This window comes from Streptomyces sp. NPDC023723 (assembly GCF_040639815.1).
Taxonomy (GTDB): domain Bacteria; phylum Actinomycetota; class Actinomycetes; order Streptomycetales; family Streptomycetaceae; genus Streptomyces.
On sequence record NZ_JBFAAP010000014.1, the window covers coordinates 96,493 to 122,328 of the forward strand.

30 protein-coding genes and 1 tRNA gene are annotated in these 25,836 nt (G+C 71.6%); 22 read left to right on the forward strand and 9 right to left on the reverse strand.

The genetic code is table 11. The annotated features are described in order from the left end of the window. The first annotated feature begins 211 nt into the window (after positions 1-211). A complete protein-coding gene (locus tag AB0G32_RS17820; protein WP_361163609.1) occupies positions 212-1,006 on the forward strand; it encodes an NUDIX domain-containing protein in 795 nt (264 codons plus the stop codon). Here the strand turns inward: AB0G32_RS17820 and AB0G32_RS17825 are convergent. After that, positions 990-2,000 (reverse strand): XRE family transcriptional regulator, encoded by a 1,011-nt coding sequence (locus AB0G32_RS17825; RefSeq protein WP_361163611.1) that lies wholly within the window; start codon positions 1,998-2,000, stop codon positions 990-992. The genes AB0G32_RS17820 and AB0G32_RS17825 overlap by 17 nt on opposite strands. Positions 2,001-2,459: 459 nt before the next feature. On the opposite strand from AB0G32_RS17825, the gene AB0G32_RS17830 reads away from it, so the two are divergent. From AB0G32_RS17830 to AB0G32_RS17880, 11 genes are all read left to right on the forward strand, one after another. Further along, complete coding sequence (locus tag AB0G32_RS17830; protein WP_361163613.1) at positions 2,460-2,807, forward strand: hypothetical protein; 348 nt, start codon at positions 2,460-2,462, stop codon at positions 2,805-2,807. Between the two features lie 2 nt (positions 2,808-2,809). Then, on the forward strand, positions 2,810-4,168 hold the full coding sequence (locus AB0G32_RS17835; protein ID WP_361163615.1) for an FtsK/SpoIIIE domain-containing protein: 1,359 nt from the start codon (positions 2,810-2,812) through the stop codon (positions 4,166-4,168). Positions 4,169-4,255: 87 nt separating this feature from the next. Beyond that, positions 4,256-4,987 (forward strand): DUF2637 domain-containing protein, encoded by a 732-nt coding sequence (locus tag AB0G32_RS17840; protein ID WP_361163738.1) that lies wholly within the window; start codon positions 4,256-4,258, stop codon positions 4,985-4,987. Continuing rightward, positions 4,984-5,178 carry a hypothetical protein gene (locus AB0G32_RS17845; protein WP_361163617.1) on the forward strand — a complete coding sequence of 65 codons (195 nt, stop codon included), beginning with the start codon at positions 4,984-4,986 and terminating at the stop codon, positions 5,176-5,178. Before AB0G32_RS17840 ends, AB0G32_RS17845 begins: the two co-directional genes overlap by 4 nt. 1 nt (position 5,179) lies before the next feature. Further along, complete coding sequence (locus tag AB0G32_RS17850; protein ID WP_361163619.1) at positions 5,180-5,371, forward strand: mobile element transfer protein; 192 nt, start codon at positions 5,180-5,182, stop codon at positions 5,369-5,371. Positions 5,372-5,385: 14 nt separating this feature from the next. After that, positions 5,386-5,541 (forward strand): hypothetical protein, encoded by a 156-nt coding sequence (locus tag AB0G32_RS17855; RefSeq protein WP_011030192.1) that lies wholly within the window; start codon positions 5,386-5,388, stop codon positions 5,539-5,541. A gap of 31 nt (positions 5,542-5,572) precedes the next feature. Further along, entirely contained in the window at positions 5,573-5,899 is a 327-nt protein-coding gene (locus AB0G32_RS17860) for a SpdD-like protein (protein WP_361163621.1), read from the forward strand. A 93-nt stretch (positions 5,900-5,992) separates the two neighbouring features. Continuing rightward, positions 5,993-6,184 (forward strand): hypothetical protein, encoded by a 192-nt coding sequence (locus AB0G32_RS17865; protein WP_361163623.1) that lies wholly within the window; start codon positions 5,993-5,995, stop codon positions 6,182-6,184. Beyond that, complete coding sequence (gene repSA / locus AB0G32_RS17870; RefSeq protein ID WP_361163625.1) at positions 6,171-7,553, forward strand: replication initiator protein RepSA; 1,383 nt, start codon at positions 6,171-6,173, stop codon at positions 7,551-7,553. The genes AB0G32_RS17865 and repSA overlap by 14 nt, the downstream gene beginning before the upstream one ends. Then, on the forward strand, positions 7,550-7,738 hold the full coding sequence (locus AB0G32_RS17875; protein WP_361163627.1) for a helix-turn-helix domain-containing protein: 189 nt from the start codon (positions 7,550-7,552) through the stop codon (positions 7,736-7,738). Before repSA ends, AB0G32_RS17875 begins: the two co-directional genes overlap by 4 nt. Further along, positions 7,738-8,904: a site-specific integrase gene (locus AB0G32_RS17880; RefSeq protein WP_361163629.1), complete on the forward strand. Its 1,167-nt coding sequence runs from the start codon at positions 7,738-7,740 to the stop codon at positions 8,902-8,904. Before AB0G32_RS17875 ends, AB0G32_RS17880 begins: the two co-directional genes overlap by 1 nt. A 77-nt stretch (positions 8,905-8,981) precedes the next feature. Here the strand turns inward: AB0G32_RS17880 and AB0G32_RS17885 are convergent. The 3 genes from AB0G32_RS17885 to AB0G32_RS17895 form a co-directional block, all read right to left on the reverse strand. Further along, positions 8,982-9,055, reverse strand: a tRNA-Pro gene (locus AB0G32_RS17885). Between the two features lie 66 nt (positions 9,056-9,121). Beyond that, positions 9,122-9,868, reverse strand: coding sequence for a Pr6Pr family membrane protein (locus tag AB0G32_RS17890; protein WP_361163631.1), 747 nt, complete (start codon positions 9,866-9,868; stop codon positions 9,122-9,124). Between the two features lie 136 nt (positions 9,869-10,004). Further along, the gene (locus tag AB0G32_RS17895; RefSeq protein WP_361163633.1) at positions 10,005-10,931 is read right to left on the reverse strand and encodes a metallophosphoesterase; all 927 of its coding nucleotides are present in this window, start codon (positions 10,929-10,931) and stop codon (positions 10,005-10,007) included. A 218-nt stretch (positions 10,932-11,149) separates the two neighbouring features. Here AB0G32_RS17895 and AB0G32_RS17900 point away from each other — a divergent pair, with 218 nt between their 5' ends. Further along, positions 11,150-11,614: a GatB/YqeY domain-containing protein gene (locus tag AB0G32_RS17900; RefSeq protein WP_361163635.1), complete on the forward strand. Its 465-nt coding sequence runs from the start codon at positions 11,150-11,152 to the stop codon at positions 11,612-11,614. Positions 11,615-11,699: 85 nt separating this feature from the next. Here the strand turns inward: AB0G32_RS17900 and AB0G32_RS17905 are convergent, their stop codons facing one another. Further along, complete coding sequence (locus AB0G32_RS17905) at positions 11,700-13,955, reverse strand: transglycosylase domain-containing protein (RefSeq protein WP_361163637.1); 2,256 nt, start codon at positions 13,953-13,955, stop codon at positions 11,700-11,702. Between the two features lie 480 nt (positions 13,956-14,435). Here AB0G32_RS17905 and wblA point away from each other — a divergent pair, with 480 nt between their 5' ends. Next, positions 14,436-14,774 carry a transcriptional regulator WblA gene (gene wblA / locus AB0G32_RS17910; protein ID WP_361163639.1) on the forward strand — a complete coding sequence of 113 codons (339 nt, stop codon included), beginning with the start codon at positions 14,436-14,438 and terminating at the stop codon, positions 14,772-14,774. A 167-nt stretch (positions 14,775-14,941) separates the two neighbouring features. On the opposite strand, the gene AB0G32_RS17915 is transcribed toward wblA, so the two are convergent. After that, on the reverse strand, positions 14,942-16,357 hold the full coding sequence (locus AB0G32_RS17915) for an ArsA family ATPase (protein ID WP_361163641.1): 1,416 nt from the start codon (positions 16,355-16,357) through the stop codon (positions 14,942-14,944). Continuing rightward, complete coding sequence (locus tag AB0G32_RS17920; RefSeq protein ID WP_361163643.1) at positions 16,354-17,331, reverse strand: ArsA-related P-loop ATPase; 978 nt, start codon at positions 17,329-17,331, stop codon at positions 16,354-16,356. Before AB0G32_RS17920 ends, AB0G32_RS17915 begins: the two co-directional genes overlap by 4 nt. A 72-nt stretch (positions 17,332-17,403) precedes the next feature. Here AB0G32_RS17920 and AB0G32_RS17925 point away from each other — a divergent pair, with 72 nt between their 5' ends. The 5 genes from AB0G32_RS17925 to AB0G32_RS17945 all read left to right on the forward strand — a co-directional run bounded on the left by AB0G32_RS17925 (position 17,404) and on the right by AB0G32_RS17945 (position 21,223). Beyond that, positions 17,404-17,565 (forward strand): DUF4177 domain-containing protein, encoded by a 162-nt coding sequence (locus AB0G32_RS17925; protein WP_361163645.1) that lies wholly within the window; start codon positions 17,404-17,406, stop codon positions 17,563-17,565. Then, positions 17,562-18,029: a RidA family protein gene (locus AB0G32_RS17930; RefSeq protein ID WP_361163647.1), complete on the forward strand. Its 468-nt coding sequence runs from the start codon at positions 17,562-17,564 to the stop codon at positions 18,027-18,029. Before AB0G32_RS17925 ends, AB0G32_RS17930 begins: the two co-directional genes overlap by 4 nt. A 130-nt stretch (positions 18,030-18,159) precedes the next feature. Beyond that, a complete protein-coding gene (locus AB0G32_RS17935; RefSeq protein ID WP_361163649.1) occupies positions 18,160-19,152 on the forward strand; it encodes an alpha/beta hydrolase in 993 nt (330 codons plus the stop codon). A gap of 317 nt (positions 19,153-19,469) precedes the next feature. Then, positions 19,470-20,396 carry an NUDIX hydrolase gene (locus AB0G32_RS17940; protein WP_361163651.1) on the forward strand — a complete coding sequence of 309 codons (927 nt, stop codon included), beginning with the start codon at positions 19,470-19,472 and terminating at the stop codon, positions 20,394-20,396. Next, on the forward strand, positions 20,393-21,223 hold the full coding sequence (locus AB0G32_RS17945) for an MBL fold metallo-hydrolase (RefSeq protein WP_361163653.1): 831 nt from the start codon (positions 20,393-20,395) through the stop codon (positions 21,221-21,223). The genes AB0G32_RS17940 and AB0G32_RS17945 overlap by 4 nt, the downstream gene beginning before the upstream one ends. A 24-nt stretch (positions 21,224-21,247) precedes the next feature. Here the strand turns inward: AB0G32_RS17945 and AB0G32_RS17950 are convergent, their stop codons facing one another. Then, entirely contained in the window at positions 21,248-21,922 is a 675-nt protein-coding gene (locus AB0G32_RS17950) for a Crp/Fnr family transcriptional regulator (protein ID WP_361163655.1), read from the reverse strand. A 381-nt stretch (positions 21,923-22,303) separates the two neighbouring features. Here AB0G32_RS17950 and nth point away from each other — a divergent pair, with 381 nt between their 5' ends. From nth to AB0G32_RS17965, 3 genes are all read left to right on the forward strand, one after another. After that, on the forward strand, positions 22,304-23,362 hold the full coding sequence (gene nth / locus AB0G32_RS17955) for an endonuclease III (RefSeq protein ID WP_361163739.1): 1,059 nt from the start codon (positions 22,304-22,306) through the stop codon (positions 23,360-23,362). Between the two features lie 198 nt (positions 23,363-23,560). Further along, positions 23,561-24,250: a CoA pyrophosphatase gene (locus tag AB0G32_RS17960; RefSeq protein ID WP_361163657.1), complete on the forward strand. Its 690-nt coding sequence runs from the start codon at positions 23,561-23,563 to the stop codon at positions 24,248-24,250. Between the two features lie 97 nt (positions 24,251-24,347). Then, positions 24,348-25,550, forward strand: coding sequence for a MarP family serine protease (locus AB0G32_RS17965; RefSeq protein WP_361163659.1), 1,203 nt, complete (start codon positions 24,348-24,350; stop codon positions 25,548-25,550). Positions 25,551-25,632: 82 nt separating this feature from the next. On the opposite strand, the gene AB0G32_RS17970 is transcribed toward AB0G32_RS17965, so the two are convergent. Then, positions 25,633-25,815, reverse strand: coding sequence for a hypothetical protein (locus AB0G32_RS17970; RefSeq protein WP_361163661.1), 183 nt, complete (start codon positions 25,813-25,815; stop codon positions 25,633-25,635). Positions 25,816-25,836 lie beyond the last annotated feature (21 nt).

Consider the following 25,836-nt stretch of genomic DNA (forward strand, 5'->3'; position numbering starts at 1 on the left):
GAGCGGGCCGAAGGCAGGAGCGGCGCCCGCGGCGGAGCCGGGAGCGCGCCCGGCGAAGCGGAGCGCAGCCGGGCTTGATCAAGTAGGGAAAGTTCTACCGCGTTTGAGCTCGGGCTGATCGTCGGCGCTTCGTCTGTCTACTCCCGTGAGTACTCCACGGCTACAGTTGTGGTGGTCGACATAACAGGACGACAGGGAGCGTGCTCACCGGATGGGACCCAAGTCGGAGCGGGTCTACCGCACGATTCGTGAGTGGATCGCTGCGGGCAAGTACTCGCCAGGTTCCAAGCTCCCGTCCGAGCGGACTCTGTCGGAAGAGCTGGAGATCGGCCGTACGGCTCTTCGCCAGGTGCTGGCCAAGCTCGTTGCTGAGGGTGTCGTCGAGGTCCACGGCCGGAGTTCCTATCGGGTGCCGGATCGGTCCGTGTCCACGGAGGCGCCGGCCGATGTGGAGCCCTGGCAAATCCATGGTGAGCGGACGCTGTATGACAACCGCTGGGTGAGGCTGAGCCTCGTCGACGTGGAGCCTCCCGGAGTCGACCGCTTCGAGCACCACGTGGTGAAGCTCCACCACGTGGCCATCGCCGCGATCATCGACGATCAGGACCGCGTGCTCATGATGTGGCGGTACCGGTTCGTCCCCGACTCCTTCGGCTGGGAGCTCCCCGGCGGCATCGTCGACCCCGGTGAGGAACCCCTTCAGACGGCCCTGCGTGAAGTCGAGGAAGAGACCGGCTGGCGGCCGAACGACCTGGCGCATGTGGTCACGTACCAGCCCATGGTCGGCATGGTCGACTCGCCGCATGAGATCTTCGTCGGGCGTGGAGCGAAGCTCGTCGGGGAGCCGACCGATCTGGAAGAGGCCGGGCACATCGCCTGGGTGCCGCTGTCCGACATCCCCGGGCTGATGGCCCGTGGTGAGCTGATGGGGTCCGGGACCTTGGTCGCCCTCCTTCACGTGCTCGCTTCGCGGGGCGCCGGCACCTCGCCTACATCCGCTGCGTGAGCTGCTCGATGCGGCGGCGGTGACGTACTGATCCGGTTCGGCTGGCCACCAGTCGGGCCTGGCGCAGGTGGTTCTGTGCCTCGCTGTACTCGCCGCGGGCCAGGTGGGCTTGGGCCAGGTCGCACCGGAGTCCCGCTGATGCCCTGATGAACGTGGGGTCCGTGGTCTCCAGTGCGGCGTACAGGCTGCCTACCGCTTCGGAGTCGCCGACCAGGGCGAGTGAGCTTCCGCGCCATCTGGTGAGGTGGCCTTCGTTGAGGAAGATGCTCAGCATGTCGGGGTCTCGGGCGTCTTCTCCTGCGGGCAGGTGCCGCATCGCAAGTTCAAGGGCTCGCTGGCAGTCGTCGGGGAGTCCGGCTCGGGCGCAGATCTCCGCTTCGGCTGCGTACAGCCATGCCCGGAGGCGCGGGGACATGCCCTGTCCGCCGAGTCGCTGTGCCTCTCGGACCAGGTGGACCGCAGTCTCGGGGCGTCCCGCGTCGCAGAGGACGTATGCCTGCTCGGCGGTGGCGTGCGCGAGGTACATGGGTTCCTCGGCCTCCTGGGCGGCCCGCTTGCCCAGCTCGTAATGCCGCCAGGCTCGCTCAACCGCGCCGACGTCGAGGGCCTGCCAGGCTGCCAGGGTGGCCGCTCCGGCCAGGGCCAGGGCGACCGGGCGTCGGGTCTCCGGGAGTACCGCGAAGGTGAGGGCGTCTTCGAGTCGTGACAGGTGGGCGGTCATCTCGTCGACCAGGCTCGCGGCGCCCATCTGCCGGTCGATGGTCCGGAGTAGTTCGGTCTGGTCCATGAACGTCTTGACCATGGTCAGGCTGACGTTCCGAGCCTCGTCGATACGGCCGATCAGCTCGTCGTATCCGTCGGCCGGGGTGAGGGCCGGCGGTGACTGCGGTGCACCGGTCAGTTCTTCGTCGGTGACCCCGAGCAGGACGCGGAGAATCTTGGCGTAGCGACTGGAGATCGTGCGGCGGCCGTTCTCCCACTCCGATACGTACACTCGCAAACTCGCGGTTGAGGCGACGGTCAGCATGTGCTGACGCGCATGGCGTTCGATCTCCCGCACCAGACGCTCCTGCGACCATTCCCGCGCCGTCCGTGCTGCCCTGAGTCCACTCATCGCGTACTGCCGCTCCACGTTGGGGTGTTGAGCCGTAACAGCAGCATGCCTCACATCGTCGCAGGTCGACAGGGGTTAACGGGGTTGGTGTTAACCCCTGTTGGCTACCGAATCGTTGCTCGGCGCGCTTCTCTAGAAGTGTCGCAGGCAGGCGAGTTGAAGCGCCGGACCGGCGACCGCGCTTGACAACTGGTGCGCACCAGATGCAACCTTCTGGTGCGCACCAGAAGGAAGCGCGGGACCATCCGCCGCTTTGCTGCGGCATGCCATCACTGTTCAGGAGCGGCGACCCACCGCCAAGCAAGTACGCCGCTCCCGCCCTTGGAAGGGACCTCCATCATGCGTCAGATCCCCGTCGACACGTCCGCCGCCACCGTCATGGTTGCCAAGCCCGCTCAGTCCAAGGTGCGTGACCGCCGTACCGGTGAGATCGCCTTGGACGCGGACGGCACGAAGCTGATGACCGTCGACGTGATGTTCGCGGCCAACGACGAGGTTGAGATTCTGTCCGTCACCGTCCCGGAGACGGGTATCTCCGGTGAACTGGTCATGGGTACCCCGGTCGCGCTCACGGGGCTCGTCGCCCGGCCGTGGGAGAACGAGTTCAACGGCCAGAAGCGGCACGGCATCGCCTTCCGCGCGGTCGCCGTGACCTCGCTGGCCACTGCGGGCTCGAAGGCGGCCTGACCATGACCACCTGGTTCATGGTCGCCGTGCTGGTGGTCGCTGCCGCTGCGGGTCTCCTGCGGTGGCGGCGCCCCGCCTGGTACTGGCTGTCCTTCGGCGTCACCTTCGCCACCGTGCGGGTTCTGGTCCGGTACACGTCGGTGATGGACGCGTGCGGGCTGACCGTTCCGCCGGCCCGTTGGCGTCTGGCGTTGGCCCGGATGACCGGCCGGGAGGCTCCGGAGTTCCGGGCGCCGCGCATCCTGCGGCTGCGTCCGACCCGTACCGGCCTGGTGCTGCGGCTCAAGCTCAGGCCGGGTCAGGACGCCTTCGACGTCGCCGCCGTCACCGACCGGCTCCGCCACTCCTTCGGCCTCTACGGCGTCACCTCCCGCGAGATCCGCTCCGGGGTCATCGAACTGCGCATGACCGGCTACGACGTGCTGAAGCGGGTGCAGATGCCCGCCAAGCTCGACACCCGGCCGATGCGCGTCCCGGTCGCCCTGCGCGAGGACGGTTCCGTCCACTACCGCGACTACCGTGCCGTGCCTCACGGGCTGACCCTCGGCGCAACCGAGTCGGGGAAGTCGGTCTACCAGCGCAACCTGGTCGCCGGCCTCGCCACGCAAGACGTGGCCCTGGTCGGCATCGACTGCAAGCAAGGGGTGGAGCTGTTCCCCCTGGCGCGGCGGTTCTCCGCGCTGGCCGACAACCCCGATACCGCCCTGGAGCTGCTGGAGGCACTCGTCGGGCACATGGCAGACGTCTATCGGCTCATCCGGGCCGAGCAGCGGATCAGCGTCGCCGTGCCGGATGCGGAGATCGCCTCCGACATCTGGGACCTGCCCGAGCATCTGCGGCCGGTGCCGGTCGTGGTCCTGGTCGACGAGGTCGCCGAACTCGCCCTGTACGCCTCCAAGGACGAGGAGAAGCGACGGGACCGGATCATCACCGCGCTGGTCCGCCTCGCCCAGCTCGGCCGCGCGGCCGGCATCTACCTGGAGATCTGCGGGCAGCGCTTCGGCTCCGAACTCGGCAAGGGCATCACCATGCTCCGCGCCCAGCTCACCGGCCGCACCGCACACCGCGTCAACGACGAGACCTCGGCGAACATGGCCTTCGGCGACATCGCCCCTGATGCCGTCCTGGCCGCGATCCAGATCCCCGCCGAGACACGCGGGCTGGCCATCGCCGGGGACTCGACCGGCGGCTGGCACCGCATCCGCGCCCCGCACACCTCGCTGCGCGACGCCGTGAACATCTGCAACAGGCACGCCCACCGCACCCCCGACGTGCCTGCGCTGGCGGCCTTCCGTCCGGCCGTCGCCGCGGTGCCCTCGGCTCGGGTCCGGCTGTCCAAGACAGCCCCCGCCACCGCCTGACTCTCTCCCCTCTCCCTTCGGTCGGCGTGACCGTCCTCGCGCCAGGTCCCTACCCCTCCCATGCCTGACGACAGAAAGGGAACCGTGATGGCCCGCCCCGCTCTCCGCGTCGACGCCGTCCTGGTCCAGGCCGTCATTGCCGGGGCGCTGTCCTTCGCCCACCTCCACGACCTCGCCGCCGCTGCCGGACAGGACGGTTGGAAAGCCTGGGCCTACCCGATCAGCGTCGACCTGCTCCTGGTCGCGGCCTGGCGCCGACTGCGCACCGACGGACCGACCCGGCTGGCCTGGTGCTGGTTCGTCATCGCCCTGGTCGCTTCCCTCGGCGCCAACGTCGCCACCGCCGGTCTCCTCGACCTGAACGCCGTCCCGGCCTGGCTGCGCATCCTCGTCGCCGCCTGGCCCGCGCTCGCCTTCATGGGCGGCACCCTCCTCGCCCACACCACCGCCCACCCCGAACCCGACCCGGAAGCGCCGGCCCACCCCGACCCGGCACCCGAACCCCCCGCCGTCGATGTCGACCGGGAGCCCGGGCCCGTGTCTGCGCCCGTGCCGGTGTCCGTGGCGGTCGACGCCGAAGAGCCCCCGGCGCTTCCCGCTCCCGACTCCCGGCCCGCCCCGGTACCACCCGCGACGGACCCCCCGCCGGTCCCGGCCGCGCTCGTCGACCACGCCCGCAAGATCGCCGCCGACCACGAGCAGCGGACCGGTACCCCGATCGACCCCGACACCCTCCGCGTCCGCCTCGGCGTCCCGGCCCAGCTCGCCGACGCCATCGCCGCCCGGCTCTCCAGACCGGAAGGAAGGCACCACCCATGACCACCGACCCCTACGGCCTGACCGTCGCCGACTACCTCGACGGCGCCCGCGACATGGTCGCCGCCGGCAGGCCCTACCTCGCCCACCTGCTCGCCGAGGAAGCCGCCCGGCTCACGCCCCGACCGGCCACCGCCGCCGGAATCCGCGCCGCCTTCCCCAACCCGACGATCACCCGAACGGAGACCGACTGACATGCCCGCCCGCGACCACTTCCACTCCGTGATGCGGATCGGCCCTGTGCAGATCGGCACCCACCGCGACCGGCGCGGCCGTACCGCGCACGCCGCCGTGTGCACCAACGACAGCTGCGGCTGGTCCGCCGACTACTCCAGCCGCTCGGCCGCCCAGCTCGCCGCCCGCACCCACCGCTGCCGCATCCACTGACCGGAGGTTCTGCCATGGACGTCCCGCTTTGGTTCGCCCTGCTCTGCGTCGGAGTCCTCGGCGTCAAGCTCATCCGCCCGCCCTGGTGGCTCATCGCCGTACTCCTCCTCGGCGGCTACCTCCTCGCCGACAGCCTTCTGGCCCCCGTCATCGACACCGCCGTCAAGTAACCCGCACGCCCACCTGGAAGGAGAACCGTTCATGCTCCGGCCCAAGCTCCCGGCCATGCCCCAGCCGACCGGCCCAGCCACTCCGCCCGTTGCTGCCACCGTCGTCGAACCGACCACCATCACGCCCGGCACCCCGATCCCGCCGCCGGCCCCCGCCGCGCCGGTCTCGTCCCGGCCGGTCGTGCAGCTCGCCCCCGGCACCGCGCTCGCTCTCGTCGGTGGCGGCACCGCCGTGGTCCTGGTCGTCGGCGCCGTCCTGGTCTCCATGCTTCTGGCCGTCGCCGTCACCGGCGCCTCGGTCGCCGTCTGCGCCGTCGTCCTGCGCTCCCTGCTCAACGCCGACGCCAAGCGTCGCTGACCGGCCCCCGGGCGGCTCCGATACCGCCAAGCATCCGCCGCCCGGGCGCCGTCCCCACCCGATCCCCGAAGGAACCGGAAGGAAGCCCCCAGCATGCCGCAGCCCACCCGCCCGGCACCGCGCATCTGCCCGAACTGCGACGGCTTCGCCTCCGTCGCCATCACCACCGGCGCACGCACCCCGCACGGCCACCCGCGCACCATCACCGCCGACTGCCGGGCCTGCCACGGCACCGGCACCCGCCCCGCCCCCGCCCGCCGCAACCCGGAGGGTGCTCGTGTCTGACCTGCTCGACCCGGTCACCCTCGGCGACCTGCTGAGGGTGGCTTCGGCCCCCGACTACCACCGGTGGGAAGACCAGATCCGCCGCACCGGCGGCTGTGCCGACCCCATCCACCTCACCGGCTGGACCACCCACAAGGACAAGACCACCGGCGCCACCCTGCACCACTACTCCACCGCCTCCGAGCCGGGCGGACGCCTCCGCCTCGCCTGCGGCAACCGCCGCGCCTCCCGCTGCCCGGCCTGCGCCCGGACCTACGCGGGCGACACATACCACCTCATCCGCGCCGGCCTCGCCGGAGACGACCGCCGCGACATCCCCGCCACCGTCCGCGATCACCCCCGCGTCTTCGCCACCCTCACCGCCCCCTCCTTCGGCCCGGTCCACAACCGCCCCGACTCCGGCACCTGCCGCTGCGGCACCGCCCACACGCCGGACGCCCCCGAACTGGGCACCGCCCTCGACCCCACCACGTACGACTACGCGGGCGCCGTCCTCTTCAACAACCACGCCGGACAGCTCTGGCAGCGCTTCACCAACCGCCTCCGCCGCGAGATCGCCGCCCTTGCCGGCCTCACCCAACGCGAACTCACAGAGGCCGCCCGCCTCTCCTACGGCAAGGTCGCCGAGTTCCAGAAACGCGGCGCCATCCACTTCCACGCCATCATCCGCGTCGACGGGCCCGACGGACCGGACTCCGCCCCGCCGTCCTGGGCCACCGTGCGGCTCCTCGACGACGCCGTACGCGCCGCCGCCGTCCACGGCTACACCTCGGTCTCCGTCCCGGCCGTCGACGACCAGCCCGCCCGTACCTTCCGCTGGGGCCGACAGCTCGACGTACGCCCCGTGAAGGCGTTCGGTGACGGCTCCGACCTGACCGAACAGGCCGTTGCCTCCTACGTCGCCAAGTACGCGACCAAAGCCGCCGAGAACACCGGCACCCTGGACCGCCGCATCGGCGAACTCGCCGAACTCGACCGCCACGACGTCCCCGACCACACCCGCCGCCTGATCACCGCGTGCCGCGACCTGGACGCGCTGTACCCGGACCGGCGGCTCTGGGCCTGGGCTCACATGCTCGGTTTCCGCGGCCACTTCTCCAGCAAATCCCGCCGCTACTCGACCACCCTCGGCGCCCTGCGCCAGGCACGCGCCGACTTCCGCGCCGAGCAGGAACGCGCGGCCCTCGGCCTCGACGACCAGGCACCGGACACCGTGCTCGTCCTGGCGGACTGGCAGTACGCCGGCCACGGCCACACCCCCGGTGAATCCGTCTTCGCCGCGACCATCGCGCGCGACCTGCAACTCAACCGCGAGACAGCCCGTGAAGCCCTGCGCGAGCAGCTCGCCCAGGAAGGAGCCGCGGCATGACCACCGTCACCCCGGAACTGCTGACCGTGCCGGACGTCATGATGCGACTCAGGCTCGGACGCTCCACTGTCTACGACCTGATCCGCTCCGGACGGCTCGTCTCCATCACCGTCGGCCGCTCTCGCCGCATCCCCGCCGATGCCCTGCGCGACTTCATCACCCGTGAGATCGAGGAAGCTGCCTGATGGCCAAGCGTCGTAGCCGCGGTGACGGCGGCCTGCACTGGGACGAGAAGAGACAGCGGTGGATCGCCACGGCGAACTTGGGCTTCGATCCGAGCGGCAAGCGGATCGTGAAGCGGGGGAGTGGCAAGACCAAGACGGAGGCGAAGAACAAGCTGAAGGAGGTGCTGCGGGACCATGAGGACGGTCTCGCCATCGCGCCCACCAACTACACGGTCAAGGACGCGGTGACGGACTGGCTCACCTACGGCCTGGCCGGCCTCGACCCCAGCACCGTAGAGACGACCACGCTCCTGAGTCAGAAGCACGTCATCCCGGCACTCGGCGCTCGCAAGCTCCGCGACCTCAGCGCGGAGGACGTAGACCGTTGGCTGGCCACCAAGGCCAGGACGCTCAGCACCCGTACTCTCCAGTCGCTCCACTCCTGCCTGAACCGTGCGGTCAAGCGGGCCATGGCGCGGGACAAGGTGAAGCGCAACGTCGTCGAGCTGTGCTCCGTCCCCCAGGGGCAGGCCGGACGACCGTCCAAGGCGCTCACGTTCGCGCAGGCTGAGGCCGTGCTCAAGGGGGCTGAGGGGACCTCGATGTACGCGTACATCGTCGTCGCGCTGCTGACCGGTGCCCGTACCGAGGAGCTGCGGGCCCTCACCTGGGATCACGTCTTCCTCAAGGGGCGTCCGGAGTTCGATCCGCCGCAGCCTCCGCATATCGCCGTGTGGCGGTCGGTCCGGCGGAGCGGGGACACGAAGACCCGGAAGTCCCGGCGCACCCTCGCCCTGCCGGCGCGCTGCGTCGAAGCGCTCTGGCAGCAGTTCGAAGATCAGGGCTGGGATCGGCTCGCCGCCGGTGACGCCTGGGAGGAACACGGCCTCGTCTTCTCCTCGGCGGTTGGCAAGCCGCTCGACGCTGCCAACGTCCGGCGTGCCTTCCGGCAGGCGCTCAAGGGCATCGACGGGATCGACGCGGACGAGTGGACGCCCAGGGAGCTCCGGCACAGCTTCGTCTCGCTGCTCTCCGACCGTGGCGTCCCGCTGGAGGAGATCTCCCGGCTCGTCGGACACTCCGGTACCGCCGTGACCGAGGAGGTCTACCGGAAGCAGATCCGACCTGTGATCCAAACCGGTGCCGTGGTCATGGACGGCATCTTCAAGCACGCACCAGAGCGGTAGTCACGCAGATAGACACGCAGCAGAAACAGGTGAGGCACCTACGAGAATCCGTAGGTGCCTCACCTGGTATTTCAGCGTCGGGGTGGCGGGATTTGAACCCACGACCTCTTCGTCCCGAACGAAGCGCGCTGCCAAGCTGCGCCACACCCCGAGTGTCGTCGCTCTCGCGGCGACGTCGTTTACTTTAGCCCACCGCGCGCCGGAGACGAAATCCGATTCAGCAGGGGCGGCGCAGGGGGTTCGGGCGGGTGTGGTCCAGGGCTACGAGGAGGACGGCCAGGGCGTAGAGGGCGAGGCCGAGGAGGAGGGCGTTGCCGAGGACGCCCTTGTAGCCGTGCTGGTCGATGTCGAGGAAGGGGTAGAGGTAGCGGGCCGTGCTGTGCGGGAGGAGCAGTTCGCCGCGGATCAGGGAGAAGGCCAGGTAGGCCAGGGGGTACAGCATCCAGCCGGCGGTCTGGCGCAGGCGCAGGCGGCCGGGGACGGTGAGGAGGAGCCAGTCGGCGGCCGCGGCGAGGGGGAGTGCGGTGTGGAGGATGTGGGTGGCCGCGGCGTGCCAGCCCGTGGGGGGCTCCGGGAGGGCGAAGGGGCTCGCCTGGTTGGTCAGCAGAAGGTGGTGCACCAGGGCCGCGGACACGGTGTAGAGCAGGGCCGCTCCGGTCAGGGCGGACGGCAGGGGGCGGGCGGCGGTCCAGGCTCGGCGGGCCGAGAGGGTGAGGACCGCGGCCAGCAGGATGCCGGTCTGGACGGTGAAGTGGCTCAGCGGGCGGGTGGTGGGGCCGGCGAGGCTGAGTTCGATGGTGACGCCCGTCATCGCCAGCAGGGCCGTCAGCAGGCGGAAGGTGGCTGCCAGGGGGCGGCGTATCGGGGTCACCACGGCCGTGGCCGGGACCGGTGAGGGCAGCAGCGCGGGCGGGCCCGGGACCGCGGGCAGGTCCGGGATGTCCCTGGGTATCGGTGCGGTCATGCCCTCACGGTAGGGAAAGGGGGGATATGGGGCGATGTGGGTGCGCTGACCGGGTTACCCCAGTCAGGGCCCCCGGTCGGCCCAGCCCTTCGATCTTGTCTCGCGCCGTGCCGCGGCAGGCCCCCGCCCCCGTGCCCTACCCCCGTCCCACCAGCGTCAGCAGCGTCGCCTCCGGGGGGCAGGCGAAGCGGACCGGGGTGTAGCGGTTGGTGCCGCAGCCCGCCGAGACGTGGAGGTAGGACGTGTGGCCTCCCGACGTGTGTGTGGAGAGGCCCTTCACGCGGTCGGTGTCCAGGTCGCAGTTGGTGACCAGGGCGCCGTAGAACGGGACGCAGAGCTGGCCGCCGTGGGTGTGGCCGGCCAGGATCAGGGGGTAGTGGTCGGCGGTGAAGGAGTCGAGGACGCGCAGGTACGGCGCGTGCACCACGCCCATCGAGAAGTCCGCCGCGCCGGACGGACCGCCGGCCACCTCCGGGTACCGGTCCCGCTTGATGTGCGGGTCGTCCAGGCCGGTCAGCTCGATCGACACGCCCTCGACCTTGAGCGTGCCCCGGGTGTTGGTGAGGTCCAGCCAGCCGGCGGCGTCGAAGGTGTCGCGCAGGTCTTCCCAGGGGTTGTGGACGACGTCGACGGCCGGCGGGTTGCCGTTGAGGCCGTGCCGGCCCTGGAGTTTCTCGACCAGGTAGCGGGCGGGGTTGCGGGGCCGGGGGCCGTAGTAGTCGTTGGAGCCGAAGACGTACGCGCCGGGGAACTCCATCAGGGGGCCGAGCGCGTCCAGGACCTCCGGGACGCCCTCGGGGTCGGAGAGGTTGTCCCCGGTGTTGATCACGAAGTCGGGGCGCAGACCGGCCAGTGAGCGCAGCCAGCGCTGTTTCTTGCGCTGGCCGCCGACCATGTGGATGTCGGAGACCTGGAGGACGCGCAGCGGGCGCATGCCGGAGGGCAGGACGGGGACGGTGACCCGTCGGAGGCGGAAGGAGCGGGCTTCGAAGCCCGCGGCGTAGACCAGACCGGCGGCGCCAGCCGCCGCGATGGACAGGGGCACTCCGTATCGCGCGCGCATACGGACATCGTGTCAGATCCCGGAGCGGGGTCGCGCCCGCCTGTGGACAACTCCGGTGCGCCGCCCGTCGCCCAACGCCGCCGTCGCCCGCCACCGTCCTCACCACCCCCGTCGCCGCCACCACCCACGTCGCCGCCCCCCCACCGCCACCCCCACTCCCCACCCCCCCGCCGATATACACAGGCACCCGCCCCCGCACACCTGCGACAATCGACGCCATGACCACCCTCAAGTCGAAGCTTCAGGACGACCTCAACGCCGCGATCAGGAAGCGTGACGAGCTGCGCTCCGCCACGCTCCGGCTGACGCTCACCGCGATCACCAAGGAAGAGGTCGCGGGGGAGACCAAGCGCGAGCTGTCCGACGACGAGGTGCAGAAGGTGATCGCCCGGGAGGCGAAGAAGCGCCGGGAGGCGGCCGAGGCGTTCGCGCAGGGCGGCCGGGCCGAGAGCGCCGAGCGGGAGAAGGCCGAGGGCGAGGTGCTCGCCGCCTACCTGCCCAAGCAGCTCGGCGACGACGAGCTGGACGTGATCGTCGCGCAGGCCGTCCAGGAGGCGAAGGCGGCCGGTGCCGAGGGGCCGCGGGCCATGGGCGCCGTCATGAAGATCGTGAACCCGAAGGTGGCCGGGCTGGCCGAGGGCGGCCGGGTCGCCGCCGCGGTGAAGAAGCGCCTGGCCGGCTGAGCGGGCAGCCGGGGCCGGGCACGAGACGCACGGACGGGCCGTCACTCCCCGGGAGTGACGGCCCGTCTTCGTGCCGTGCGGCGGTTCAGCCGCGGCCGCCGCCGTTGCCCTGGCCCTGGAAGATGTCGCCCCAGTTGCCGCCATTGCTCAGCTCGCCGATGAAGTTCTCGTCGTCGCTGCCGTCGTCGCTGCCGTCGTCCCCGGTGCCGCCGTCGGCGGAGTTGTCGTCGGCCTCGTCGTCGCCGTTGCCGCCGTCGTCGGTGTCGCCCTTGTCCTTGCTGTCGGGGATGTCGACGTAGGAGAAGTCGGGGGCCTGCTTGCCCTCCAGCGCGCCGGTCATCATGTCGCGCCAGATCGGGCCCGGGACCTCGCCACCGAACACCTTGTCGTGCGGGACGCCGCCGATGGTGATGTCGACCATCTTCCGCTCGTGCGCCGGGTCGCCGACCCAGACCGCGCCCGCCATGTTCGGCGTGTAGCCGACGAACCAGGCCGCGTACCGCTCGTCCGTCGTACCGGTCTTACCGGCGCTGGGCCGGCTGCCGAGACCGGCCTCGGTACCCGTACCGTCCTCGACCACGCCGCGCAGCAGCGTGTTGATGGTGTCGGCGGTGGTCTCCGACATGGCCCGCGAGCAGGTCGACTTCGGGACCTCCAGGGACTTGTTCTGCTGGCCGACGCGCTGGGTGATCGACTCGATGGCGATCGGCGTGCAGTACATGCCGCGCGAGGCGAACGTCGCGTACGCGTTCGCCATCGTCAGCGGCGACATCTCCTGGGTGCCCAGGGCGATCGACGGGGCCTGCTGCATCGTGCCGCCGTCGGCCCGCTCGACGCCCATCTTCTGCGCCATCTCGGTCACCGGGCAGATGCCGATGTCGCTGATCAGCTGCACGTAGTAGGTGTTGACCGACTTGGCGGTCGCCTCCTTCATGCCGTACGGGCCGACCTCGGTCTCGTTCTCGTTGGCGACCGGGACGTTCTTCTCGTTCCAGGTCTTGCCGTCACAGGCGGCGACCGGGCTCGGGTAGTCCATCTCGTACGGCGAGGCGTACGTCTTCGTCGCCGGGGTGCCCTGCTCCAGCGCCGCCGCCGCCACGATCGGCTTGAACGTCGAACCGGGCTGGTAGCCGACGCCGCCGCCCATGGCCTGGTCCACGGACAGGTTCATCTGGGTCTCGTCCTTGCCGAAGCCGTACGGACGTGACTGGCCCATCGCGAGGATCTTGCCGGTGCCGGGCTCCACGACGGAGGCGGCGGTGGCCACGTCGTCGCTCTTGTAGACGTGCTCCTTGATCGACGCCTGCGCCGACTTCTGGGCCTTCGGGTCCAGGGTGGTACGGATGGTCAGGCCGCCCTGGTTCCAGATCTTGGCCCGGGCCTCCTGGGTCTTGCCGAAGACCGGGTCGCTCAGGAACACCTCGCGCACGTAGTCGCAGAAGAAGCCCGCGCCGTCCACGGCCGTGATGCAGCCGTTCTTCGGTGTGCTGACCTTCAGGCCGAGCGGTGCCTTCTGCGCCTCGGCGGACTCGGCCTGGGAGATGTCGCCGACCTGGGCCATGCGCTGGAGCACCACGTTGCGCCGCTTGGTGGCCTCCGCCTCGTCGTTGACCGGGTCGTACCGGCTGGGCGACTGGACGATGCCGGCCAGCAGGGCCGACTCGGGCAGGCTGAGGTCCTTGGCGTGCTTGGAGAAGTAGCGCTGGGAGGCGGCCTCGACGCCGTACGCCTGCTGGCCGAAGAAGGTGATGTTCAGGTAGTTCTCGAGGATCTTCTTCTTGCCCAGCTCCTCCTCGACCTGGATCGCGTACTTCAGCTCGCGGATCTTGCGGCCGATGGTCTGCTGGGTGGCCTGGGCGACCTTGGTCGGGTCGTCGCCGGCCTCCTCGATGAAGACGTTCTTCACGTACTGCTGGGTGAGGGTGGAGGCGCCCTCGGCGACACCGCTGCTCTGCACGTTCTTGTTGACCGCGCGCAGCACGCCCTTGAGGTCGACCGCCCCGTGCTGGTAGAAGCGCGAGTCCTCGATCGCGACGATCGCCTTCTGCATGTAGGGCGAGATGTTCTTCAGGCTCACCACCGTGCGGTCGCGCGAGTAGACCGTCGCGATGGTGCCGCCCTCGGCGTCGAGGATGGTGGTGCGCTGACTCAACGGGGGTGTCTTCATGTTGGCCGGGAGCTCGTCGAAACTCTCGACCGAGCCCTTCGCGGCCAGCCCCAGGGCACCGACCGCGGGCAGCGCGATGCCCGCCAGGACGGCTCCCGCGAGCACACTGACACCGAGGAACTTGGCGGCCTGCTGCGCAGGTGACAGACCACCGCCCGAGCGCTTCTTTGCCATGGGGGCAGCCTACGTTCTCATTCGCCGGACACACGTATATGCCTTGGCCTAAGCTGCTCTCGACTGTCACAGCAGTGCGGCCAAGTATCAATACGCCCGGCAGCACCGGATCGTTCCACGTCCGTCCGAATTTTTTCGGGCCTGGTTCCGGCCGGGTCGCGCGGGGGGCCTGTCGGAGCGTTCGGGGCGGGTGGGTGCGTGCCGGAGCGGGTGCGGCGCGTGTCCGAATTGGCCTTGTGTGTCGAATGGTGTCCGTTGTGGCGCAGTGGAAACGACCCTGATGCCAGGTTCGTCCTGTATGTCACCACCTCACTCCCCCGGGTGATCTGCCGCTTACCCATAGTCCGTTCGGGCCATTCAAGATTGGGCCCGCTGGGGGTGTTGCGCTGTGCCCACCTTCCGTAACGTCCTCAACTGGCGGCGGTGAATATGCCGCTGCCGCCGTGGGGGAGCCTCGATTCGGGAGAGGACGGCGCCGGTATGGGCTGGGTAACCGACTGGAGTGCGCAGGCCGCCTGCCGCACTACCGATCCGGATGAACTGTTCGTGCAGGGAGCAGCGCAGAACAGGGCCAAGGCGGTGTGCACCGGATGCCCGGTGCGGACCGAGTGCCTGGCCGACGCGCTGGACAACCGCGTCGAGTTCGGCGTGTGGGGAGGCATGACGGAGCGGGAGCGCCGCGCACTGCTGCGCAGGCGGCCCACCGTGACCTCCTGGCGCCGGCTGCTGGAGACGGCGCGGACGGAGTACGAGCGAGGGGCCGGCATCGTGTCCCTCGACGACGACGAGGTCTACGAGAACTTCGCGGCCGTCGGCTGAGACACGCCGCGCCTCCTCGACACGGGCCGGGGTCCCCCATCCGCCGTACAGGCCGGGGCCATCCATCCGCGCGTCGGGTCACCCCCGTGCATCGGATCACCGGGCGCCCGTACGTCGGATCACCGCGCGTCGGGTCATCCCCGCGCGTCGGATCACCGTACGTCGGGTCATCCCCGTGCGTCGGGCAGCTCCGGCCGGTCCGCCGCGAGCCGGTCGCCGATGTCCCGCAGTCCCGCGAGGTCGTGCACGTCGCCGGGGAGCGCGGCCACTTCGGTCACCGCCACCTCGGGGTGCAGCGCGGTGAAGCGGTCCCGCGTGCGCTGCTCGCGGGAGAGCAATTGCATACGGTCGGCGTGCAACCTGAGCAGGCCCGCGGCGAGCTGGTCGGCGGAGCGTTCCGTACCCACGCCGGTGTCCTCGGCGTCGGTGTGCTCCGCGGCCGCGGCGGCCTCGCCGATGGCCTGCTCGGCGGGATCCTCAGCCTTGGGGGAGCCGGACCCGGAACCGGAGCCGGAATTGGAGCCGGAGCCGGAACCGCCGTACGTGTCGGGAGCGTTACGAAGTCCAGCTTTCCCGCCGTCCTGATCCACAATGCGGGCGTCCTCAAGATTTTCCGCGGCGGCGAGCGCCCGCTCGGCGGACAGCCGGTCGGCGCCGCTGCCGTGCACCCGGTTGAGGACCAGACCGGCGAGCGGCATGTCCTCGGCCGCCAGCCGCTGGACGAAGTACGCGGCCTCGCGCAGCGCGTCCCGCTCCGGGGCCGCGACCACCAGGAAGGCCGTACCGGGCGCCTGGAGCAGCTTGTAGGTGGCGTCCGCGCGGGTGCGGAAACCGCCGAACATCGAGTCCATCGCGGCCACGAACGTCTGCACGTCCTTCAGGAACTGCCCGCCCAGCACCTTTCCCAACACGCCCGTCATCATGGACATGCCGACGTTGAGGAACTTCATGCCGGCCCGGCCGCCCACCTTCGCCGGCGCCAGCAGGAGCCGGATCAGCTTGCCGTCCAGGAAGGAGCCCAGCCGCTTGGGCGCGTCCAGGAAGTCCAGCGCCGAGCGGGACGGCGGGGTGTCGACGACGATCAGGTCCCACTCGTCGCGGGACCGCAGCTGCCCCAGCTTCTCCATCGCCATGTACTCCTGCGTGCCCGCGAAGCCCGCCGAGAGCGACTGGTAGAACGGGTTCGACAGGATCGCCCGGGCCCGCTCGGCGTCCGCGTGCGCCTCGACGATCTCGTCGAAGGTGCGCTTCATGTCGAGCATCATCGCGTGCAGCTCGCCGCCCGCCGAGTCGTCGATGCCCTTCACCCGGCGCGGCACGTTGTCCAGCGAGTCGATGCCCATCGACTGGGCGAGCCGGCGGGCCGGGTCGATGGTCAGCACGACCACCTTGCGGCCCCGCTCGGCCGCGCGCAGGCCCAGCGCCGCCGCCGTCGTCGTCTTGCCGACGCCGCCCGAACCGCAGCACACCACGATGCGGGTCCTCGGGTCGTCGAGCAGCGGATCGATCTCCAGCGCGCGGGTGGCGGACAGCCGCCGCGCACCGTCCTGGGCGGGCGCCGGTTCCGGTCGGCTCGGGCTCATGCGATCCCCTGCTTCCGCAGCTCGGTGGCCAGTGCGTACAGGCCCGCCAGGTCCATGCCCTCGACGAGCAGCGGCAGTTCGTGCAGCGGCAGGCCCAGCTCGCCGAGCACGGCCCGCTGCTCCTGCTCCAGCTCGTACCGCGCGGCGTACTGCCCGGCCTGGTCGAGCAGCGGGTCCACCAGCCGCTCGGCGTGCCCGCCGCGCCGCGCCCCGCCGAGCCCGGCGGCCGACAGCGCCTGGGCGAGGGAGGAACGCGGGAGCGTCCGTACGAGTTCCAGGCCGGTGGCGTCCAGCACCTCGGGGCGGACCATGTTCACGATGACCCGGCCGACCGGCAGCCGGGCGGCGCGCAGCTCCGCGATGCCGTCGGCGGTCTCCTGGACCGGCATCTCCTCCAGCAGCGTCACCAGGTGCACGGCCGTCTCGCGGGACTTCAGGACCCGCATCACGGCCTGCGCCTGATTGTGTATCGGGCCGATCTTGGCCAGGCCCGCCACCTCGTCGTTGACGTTCAGGAAGCGGGTGATGCGGCCGGTCGGGGGCGCGTCCATGACGACGTAGTCGTACACGAACCGGCCGGCCCGGTCCTTTCGGCGCACCGCCTCGCACGCCTTGCCGGTCAGCAGGACGTCCCGCACCCCGGGCGCGATGGTGGTCGCGAAGTCGATGGCGCCGAGTTTCTTCAGGGCCCGGCCGGCGCCGCCCAGTTTGTAGAACATCTGGAGGTAGTCCAGAAGGGCCAGTTCGGGGTCGATGGCTAGGGCATGCACCTCCCCGCCCCCTGGAGCGACGGCGATCTTCCGCTCCTCATAAGGCAGCGCTTCGGTTTCGAAGAGCTGCGCGATGCCCTGCCGGCCCTCGACCTCGACGAGGAGCGTCCGCTTCCCCGCCGTGGCCAGGGCCAGCGCTAGGGCGGCGGCCACCGTGGTCTTGCCGGTTCCGCCCTTGCCGCTGACGACCTGGAGCCTGCTCACGTATTCGAGCGTAACCAGTCCGGGCCCGGGCTACGCGGAGGGCTGTGGATAACAGCGGATACAGTCGGCCCCATGACCAAGTGGGAATACGCGACCGTACCGCTGCTCGTCCATGCCACGAAGCAGATTCTGGACACCTGGGGCGAGGACGGCTGGGAGCTCGTCCAGGTCGTGCCCGGGCCGAACAACCCCGAGCAGATGGTGGCCTACCTGAAGCGGGAGAAGCAGGCGTGAGTGCCGTCGAGGCCAAGCTCGCCGAGCTGGGCATCACACTGCCCGAGGTGGTGCCGCCGCTGGCCGCGTACCAGCCGGCCGTGCGCTCCGGGGCGTACGTCTTCACCGCCGGCCAGCTGCCGATGGTGGACGGCGCGCTGCCGATGAGCGGCAAGGTGGGCGGCGAGGTCACCGCCGAGGAGGCCAAGGAACTGGCCCGGATCTGCGCGCTGAACGCGCTGGCCGCCGTGAAGTCCGTCGCCGGTGACCTCGACCGCGTCGCGCGGGTGGTGAAGGTCGTCGGGTTCGTGGCCTCGGCCGCCGACTTCACCGGGCAGCCCGGCGTCCTCAACGGCGCCAGCGAGCTGCTCGGCGAGGTCTTCGGCGACAAGGGCGTGCACGCGCGGAGCGCGGTCGGCGTGGCGGTGCTGCCGCTGGACGCGCCCGTGGAGGTCGAGATCCAGGTGGAGCTGACCGAGGCGTGAGCCGCGGCCCGCGCCCTGTTGCCAGGTCGGCAACAAACCTGGTCGCGGGCTTGGCGGGCGTTCCAGGATCGCTGCCGGGGGCCTGCCGCCGCGGGCCCCGGCAGTGACCTGAACACGTCCGGGAGGACCCATGCCGCAGCAGTCACCGACCGCGCCCGTGCACCGTCTGGTGCCCGGCCCGGCCGGCCGTATCCATCTGGTCGAGCAGGGCAGTGGCCCGCTGGTCCTCCTGGTGCACGGTTTCCCCGAGTCCTGGTACTCCTGGCGCCGCCAGCTGCCCGCCCTGGCCGCCGCCGGGTTCCGGGCCGTCGCCCTCGACGTGCGTGGCTACGGCCGCTCCTCCCGGCCCGCCGATCCGGCGGCGTACCGGATGCTCGACCTGGTGGCCGACAACGCCGCCGTGGTGGCGGCGCTGGGGGAGCGCGAGGCGGTGGTCGTCGGCCACGACTGGGGCGCCACCATCGCCGCCGTCTCCGGGCTGCTGCGCCCGGACGTCTTCCGCGCGGTGGGCCTGCTCAGCGTCCCGTACACGCCGCCGGGCGGGCCGCGGCCGAGCGAGGTGTTCGCCGGGCTGGGCGGCCCGGAGGCCGAGCAGGAGTTCTACGTCTCGTACTTCCAGCGGCCGGGCCGCGCGGAGGCGGAGATCGAGCCCGACGTACGCGGCTGGCTCGCCGGTTTCTACGCCGCCCTGTCCGCCGACACCAGGCCCGGACCCGACGCCCCGGACCCGCACTTCGTCGCCCGCGGCGGCACCCTGCGCGAGCGCTTCCCGGCCGGTCCGCCGCCGTCCTGGCTGACGGCGGCGGACCTCGACGTCTACGCCGGGGAGTTCGAGCGCACCGGCCTCACCGGCGCCCTGAACCGCTACCGCAACATGGACCGCGACTGGGCCGACCTCGCCGAACACCACGGGGCGCCGGTCAAGCAGCCCGCCTTGTTCCTCGGCGGCACCGAGGACGCCTCCACCACCTGGCTGTCCGACGCCATCGCCGCCTACCCCGAGACGCTGCCTGGCCTCACCGCCTCGCACCTCCTGGACGGCTGCGGCCACTGGCTCCAGCAGGAACGCCCCGAGCAGACCAACCGGCTGCTGACCGACTGGCTGGCCGCGCTGCCCGTCTGACCGGTAGCACCGGCCACTTGACCGGGCACCGACCGGGCACAACGGTCACTTGACCAGGCGCACCGGTCTGGCTGGCCGCGCTGCCCGTCTGACCGGTAGCACCGGCCACTTGACCGGGCACCGACCGGGCACAACGGTCACTTGGCCGGGCACACCGGACCGGCTGGCCGCGCTGCCCGTCTGACCGGTAGCACCGGCCACTTGACCGGGCACACCGGACCGGCTGGCCGCGCTGTCCGTCCGACCGGGCACACCGGCCACTTGACCGGGCACACCGGCCACTCGAACATCCGCCGGTCACCGGATAGCCTCCGGCCATGGCGCAAGGGCAGGCGAACGGTCAGTGGTACCCACCGGAGTGGCCGGAGCGCATCCGCGCGCTCGCGGCCGGCGGTCTCACCCCGGTCCCGCCCAGACGCGCGGCCACGGTACTGCTGCTGCGGGATCCCGGCCCCGCCGTCCACCTGCTGCGCCGCCGCACCTCCATGGCCTTCGCCGGCGGCGCGTACGCCTATCCGGGCGGCGGCGTCGACCCGCGCGACGACGACCGCGCTGTGCGCTGGGCGGGCCCCACGCGCGCGTACTGGGCCGAACGCCTCGGTGTCGACGAGCCCGCCGCCCAGGCGATCGTCTGCGCGGCGGTCCGGGAGACGTACGAGGAGGCGGGCGTCCTGCTCGCCGGGCCGACCGCCGGGACGGTCGTCGGGGACACCACCGGCGACGACTGGGAGGCCGACCGGGCCGCGCTGGTCGCCCGGGAACTGTCCTTCGCCCAGTTCCTGGACCGCCGGGGCCTGGTGCTCCGCTCCGACCTGCTGGGCGCCTGGGCGCGCTGGATCACCCCGGAGTTCGAGGCCCGGCGCTACGACACCTGGTTCTTCGTGGCCGCCCTCCCCGAGGGGCAGCGCACCCGCAACGCCTCCACGGAGGCCGACCGCACGGTGTGGAGCACGCCGGCCGAGGCCGCCGCCGGGTACGACCGGGGCGAGCTGCTGATGATGCCGCCGACCATCGCGACCCTGCGGGCGCTCACGCCGTACGGCACGGCGGCCGAGGCGCTGGCGGCGGCCGCCGGACGCGATCTGACGCCCGTACTGGCCCGGGCCCGGCTGGTGGACGGCGAGATCGTGCTGTCCTGGCCGGGGCACGAGGAGTTCACCAAGCACGTACCGGCCGCCGGCGTCGGGCCCGGCGAGGCGTCCGGCGCGGCGTCCGGTGCGCAGAACGGGGAGGCCCCCGCATGACCGACGCGACCGCGCTGCCCGGTCAGCCCCGGGGCCAGGTGCTGACCGGGCCCGCCACCGAACGGGCCGTCAACGTCCTGGCGCCCAACGCCTCGCCGATGACCCTGGACGGGACCAACACCTGGATCCTCGCCGAGCCCGGCTCCGAGCTGGCCGTGGTCGTGGACCCGGGCCCGCTGGACGACGGCCACCTGCGGCACGTCGTCGACACCGCCGAGCGGGCCGGCCGGCGCGTCGCCCTGACCCTGCTGACGCACGGTCACCCCGACCACGCCGAGGGCGCCGCCCGGTTCGCCGAGCTGACCCGCACCCGGGTGCGGGCGCTGGATCCGGCGCTCAGGCTGGGCGAGGAGGGGCTCGGCGCCGGGGACGTGGTCACGGCCGGCGGCCTGGAGCTGAGGGTGGTACCGACCCCCGGGCACACCGCCGACTCGCTCAGCTTCCATCTGCCCGCCGACCGGGCGGTGCTGACCGGCGACACGGTCCTCGGGCGTGGCACGACCGTCGTCGCGCACCCCGACGGCCGTCTCGGCGACTACCTGGACTCGCTGCGGCGGCTCAGGTCGCTCACGGTCGACGACGGCGTGCACACGGTGCTGCCGGGGCACGGGCCGGTCCTGGAGGACGCCCAGGGGGCGGTGGAGTACTACCTCGCGCACCGCGCCAACCGCCTCGCCCAGGTGGAGACGGCGGTGGAGAACGGCTACCGGGCGCCCGCCGAAGTCGTCGCCCATGTCTACGCGGACGTGGACCGCTCACTGTGGCCGGCGGCCGAGCTGTCGGTGCGGGCGCAGCTGGACTACCTGGAGGAGCACGGGCTCATCTGACCCGCCTCCTCCAGGGGGAGCGGGTCAGCGGGAGCGCTTGGCGAGCCGCTCGACGTCCAGCAGGATCACCGCGCGGGCCTCCAGGCGGAGCCAGCCGCGCTGGGCGAAGTCCGCGAGCGCCTTGTTGACCGTCTCGCGGGAGGCGCCGACCAGCTGGGCCAGCTCCTCCTGCGTCAGGTCGTGCACGACGTGGATGCCTTCCTCGGACTGCACGCCGAACCGGCGGGACAGGTCCAGCAGGGCGCGCGCCACGCGGCCCGGGACGTCCGAGAAGACCAGGTCCGACATGGCGTCGTTGGTCTTGCGCAGCCGGCGGGCGACGGCGCGCAGCAGCGCCGTGGACACTTCGGGGCGGACGCTCAGCCAGGGCTGGAGGTCGCCGTGGCCCAGGCCCAGCAGCTTCGCCTCGGTCAGCGCGGTGGCGGTCGCCGTGCGCGGGCCCGGGTCGAACAGCGCCAGTTCACCGATCAGCTCCCCGGGGCCGACCACGGCCAGCATGTTCTCGCGCCCGTCGGGGGAGGTGCGGTGCAGCTTGACCTTGCCCTCGGTGACCACGTACATGCGGTCGCCCGGGTCCCCCTCGTGGAACAGCGAGTCACCGCGAGCGAGGGTCACCTCGCTCATGGAGGCGCGCAGCTCGGCGGCCTGCTCGTCGTCGAGCGCCGCGAAGAGCGGGTTGCGCCGCAGAACGTCGTCCACGAGTTCTCTCCTATTCGACCTGCTCAGGGGATCTTCTTCCCCCGGTGTACCAGGGGTCCGTGGTGCCCATTTTGCCGGACGGTCCAAACAGTGTGATCTGTCACAAGGATGCCGTACAGGTGTCCCGGGGTACGCGGCAGGGGTCCAATTGGGCGCCGATCCGCAGGGCCCGGGGCGGATGTCAGTGCCGGGCCGTAGGGTGGCCGGGTGTCCAAATCGCCGGTGAGAGCGCAGGCCGAGGGGGCTGGGCAGGTGGTTGTACGTCGCGATTCCGCTGTGGGCGAACAAGGCCCCGATGGCGGTAGCAAAACGAGGAAAGCGACAAAGCGGTCGTCCGTGCCGGACGCGTCGGCGGACGGGACGGACGGGGCGAAGGCGGGGGTGAAGGAAGGGGCTGCGGGGCCGGCCAAGAAGTCGGCTGCGCGTACGAAGACGGCTGCGCGTACGGAGAAGACCGCGGCGAAGAAGACTGCGGCGAAGAAGACCGCGGCGAAGAAGACTGCCGCCAAGAACACCGCCGCCAAGAAGACCAGCGGCAGTACGGCCAAGCCCGCCACCAGTACCAAGAGGCCCCTCGCCAAGAAGCCCGTCGTCGCTGCCAAGAAGGCCACCGCCGCCGTCAGGAACGTGGCCCCGGCGAAGAGCGTCGCCGCCAAGGCACCGCGCGAGGAGTCCCGTACCGCGCTGGTCCGCCGCGCCCGGCGGATCGACCGCGAGCTGGCGGAGGTCTACCCGTACGCCCACCCCGAACTGGACTTCGAGAATCCCTTCCAGCTCCTGGTGGCCACGGTGCTGTCCGCCCAGACCACCGACCTGCGGGTCAACCAGACCACCCCCGGTCTGTTCGCCAAGTACCCCACCCCCGAGGACCTGGCCGCGGCCGACCCGGAGGAGGTCGAGGAGATCCTCCGCCCGACCGGTTTCTTCCGGGCCAAGACCAGGTCGGTCATAGGGCTGTCCAAGGCCCTGACGGAGGTGTTCGGCGGTGAGGTCCCCGGCCGTCTGGAAGACCTGGTCAAGCTGCCCGGCGTCGGCCGCAAGACCGCCTTCGTCGTGCTGGGCAACGCCTACGGCCGCCCCGGCATCACCGTCGACACCCACTTCCAGCGCCTGGTGCGCCGTTGGCAGTGGACCGCCGAGACCGACCCGGACAAGATCGAGGCGGCGGTCGGCGGGCTGTTCCCCAAGAGCGACTGGACCGACCTCTCGCACCACGTCATCTGGCACGGCCGCCGGATCTGCCACGCCCGCAAGCCCGCCTGCGGCGCCTGCCCCATCGCCCCGCTCTGCCCGGCGTACGGCGAGGGCGAGACGGACCCGGAGAAGGCGCGGAAGCTGCTCAAGTACGAGAAGGGCGGCTTCCCGGGGCAGCGGCTGAACCCGCCGCAGGCGTACCTGGACGCGGGCGGCAAACCGGCGCCCCCGCTGGGGCGCACCTGATGACCTGTGCCGGGACCGGACGATGACGCATGCCTGGGACCGGTCCGCGGAACGATCCACGCATGTCGAGGGCCGGCCCGCGGAACGATCCACGCATGTCGAGGACCGGTTCGCGGAACGATCCACGCATGCCGGGGACCGGCCCGCGGAACGATCTAGGGGACGCCGGGCGTTGGACACGACAGAACGGGGGTGGCGATGACGCGTGCGAGCGACATGCGGGAGGTCGCGCTCGACCGGTCGGGCCTGCCCGGCTGGCTGGAGCCGATGGTGCGGGCGGTGGACACGGTACGGCCCACCGAGCTGAGCCGTTTCCTGCCCCCCGAGGACGGCGGCGGCCGGCAGTCGGCCGTCCTGATCCTCTTCGGCGAGGGCGAGCGCGGCCCCGAGCTGCTGCTGATGGAGCGGGCCGGTTCGCTGCGCTCGCACGCCGGGCAGCCGGCCTTCCCGGGCGGCGCGCTCGACCCCGAGGACGGCGATCCGCTGGGCGACGGCCCGCTGCGCGCCGCCCTGCGCGAGGCCGAGGAGGAGACCGGCCTCGACCCGGCCGGCGTGCGGCTGTTCGGTGTCCTGCCCAAGCTCTACATCCCGGTCAGCGGCTTCGTGGTCACGCCGGTACTGGCCTGGTGGCGCGAGCCCAGCCCGGTCGGGGTGGTCGACCCCGGCGAGACCGCCCGGGTGTTCACGGTCCCGGTGGCGGATCTCACGGACCCCGCCAACCGGGCCACCACCGTCCACCCCAGCGGCCACCGAGGCCCGGCGTTCCTGGTCGAGAAGGCCCTGGTGTGGGGCTTCACGGCCGGCATCATCGACCGGCTGCTGCACTTCGCGGGCTGGGAGCGGCCCTGGGACCGCACCCGGCAGGTGCCGCTGGACTGGCGCGCATGACAGGGTGGGCGCCGTGCCGTGATCACCCGGGGGGCATACCGCTCCGGGGCCGCGGCCGGACTGCGGCGGGTGGAACGACGAGGCGAGGCTAGAAGCGGTGAACGTGCTGGACATCCTGTTGCTGGTCGCCGCCGTCTGGTTCGCGATCGTCGGCTACCGGCAGGGCTTCGTCGTCGGCATCCTGTCGGTGATCGGCTTCCTGGGCGGCGGACTCGTCGCCGTGTACCTGCTGCCCGTCGTCTGGGACGCGATGACCGGCAACGCGGAGGTCAACACGACCGCCGCCGTCGTCGCGGTCGTCATCGTCATCGTCTGCGCCTCCGTCGGCCAGGCCCTGACCACCCACCTCGGCAGCAAGCTGCGCCGGCACATCACCTGGTCGCCGGCCCGCGCTCTGGACGCCACCGGCGGCGCCCTGGTCAACGTGCTGGCCATGCTGCTGGTCGCCTGGCTGATCGGCTCGGCCATCGCCGGCACCACGCTGCCCACGCTGGGCAAGGCGGTCCGCGACTCCAAGGTGCTCAGCGGGGTCGCCGCCGCGCTGCCCACCGACCAGACCACCAACTGGTTCGCGGACTTCTCCAAGGTCCTCGCGCAGAACGGTTTCCCGCAGGTCTTCAGCCCGTTCTCGAACGAGCCGATCGCCGACGTCGACCCGCCCGACCCGGCGCTCGCCAGGAGCGCGGTCGCGGTGCGCGCCCAGCGCTCCATCGTCAAGGTGATGGGGACGGCGCCCAGTTGCGGCAAGGTCCTGGAGGGCACCGGCTTCGTCTTCGGCGAGCGCCGCGTGATGACCAACGCGCACGTGGTGGGCGGCGTCGACGAGCCCACCGTCCAGATAGGCGGCGAGGGCCGCAGATACGACGCGACGGTCGTCCTCTACGACTGGCAGCGCGACATCGCCGTACTCGACGTACCGGACCTGCGGGCACCGGTGCTGCGGTTCGCCGAGCAGGACGCGAACATCAGCGACGGCGCCATCGTGGCCGGCTTCCCGGAGAACGGCTCGTACGACGTCCGGGCGGCCCGGCTGCGCGGGCGCATCACGGCCACCGGCGCGGACATCTACCAGCGCGGCACCGTCCGCCGCGACGTCTACTCGCTGTACGCGACCGTCCGTCAGGGCAACTCGGGCGGACCGCTGCTCACCACCGACGGCGAGGTCTACGGCGTGGTGTTCGCCAAGTCCCTCGACGACCCGCAGACCGGCTACGCGCTGACCGCCGACGAGATCGAGGCCGACATCGCCCGCGGGCGGACCGCCAGTCAGCAGGTGGACAGCGACAGCTGCGCGCTGTGAGGGCGATGGGCCGGCCGGGCGGGGCCGAAGGCGCGGCGGCCGGGCCGGGAGCGGCCCGCGGCGCCGGCGCGGTGGCGCCGGCTCAGCCGCGTGGGTGACGCAGGCGTACCGAGACCCAGCGGGCGCGGCGGCGCAGGATGCGCGGAATGCCCACCCGGAGATCAGTGGCCGCCAGTTGCGGCGCCCCGCCTCGCTGGTGGGGACTCATACCGCCCGGGGAGCGGCGAGTGCGTGCTGCGTCACTGTAGTCGTGCGTCCAGCCCATACCCCGACGTCTGCCCCTGCC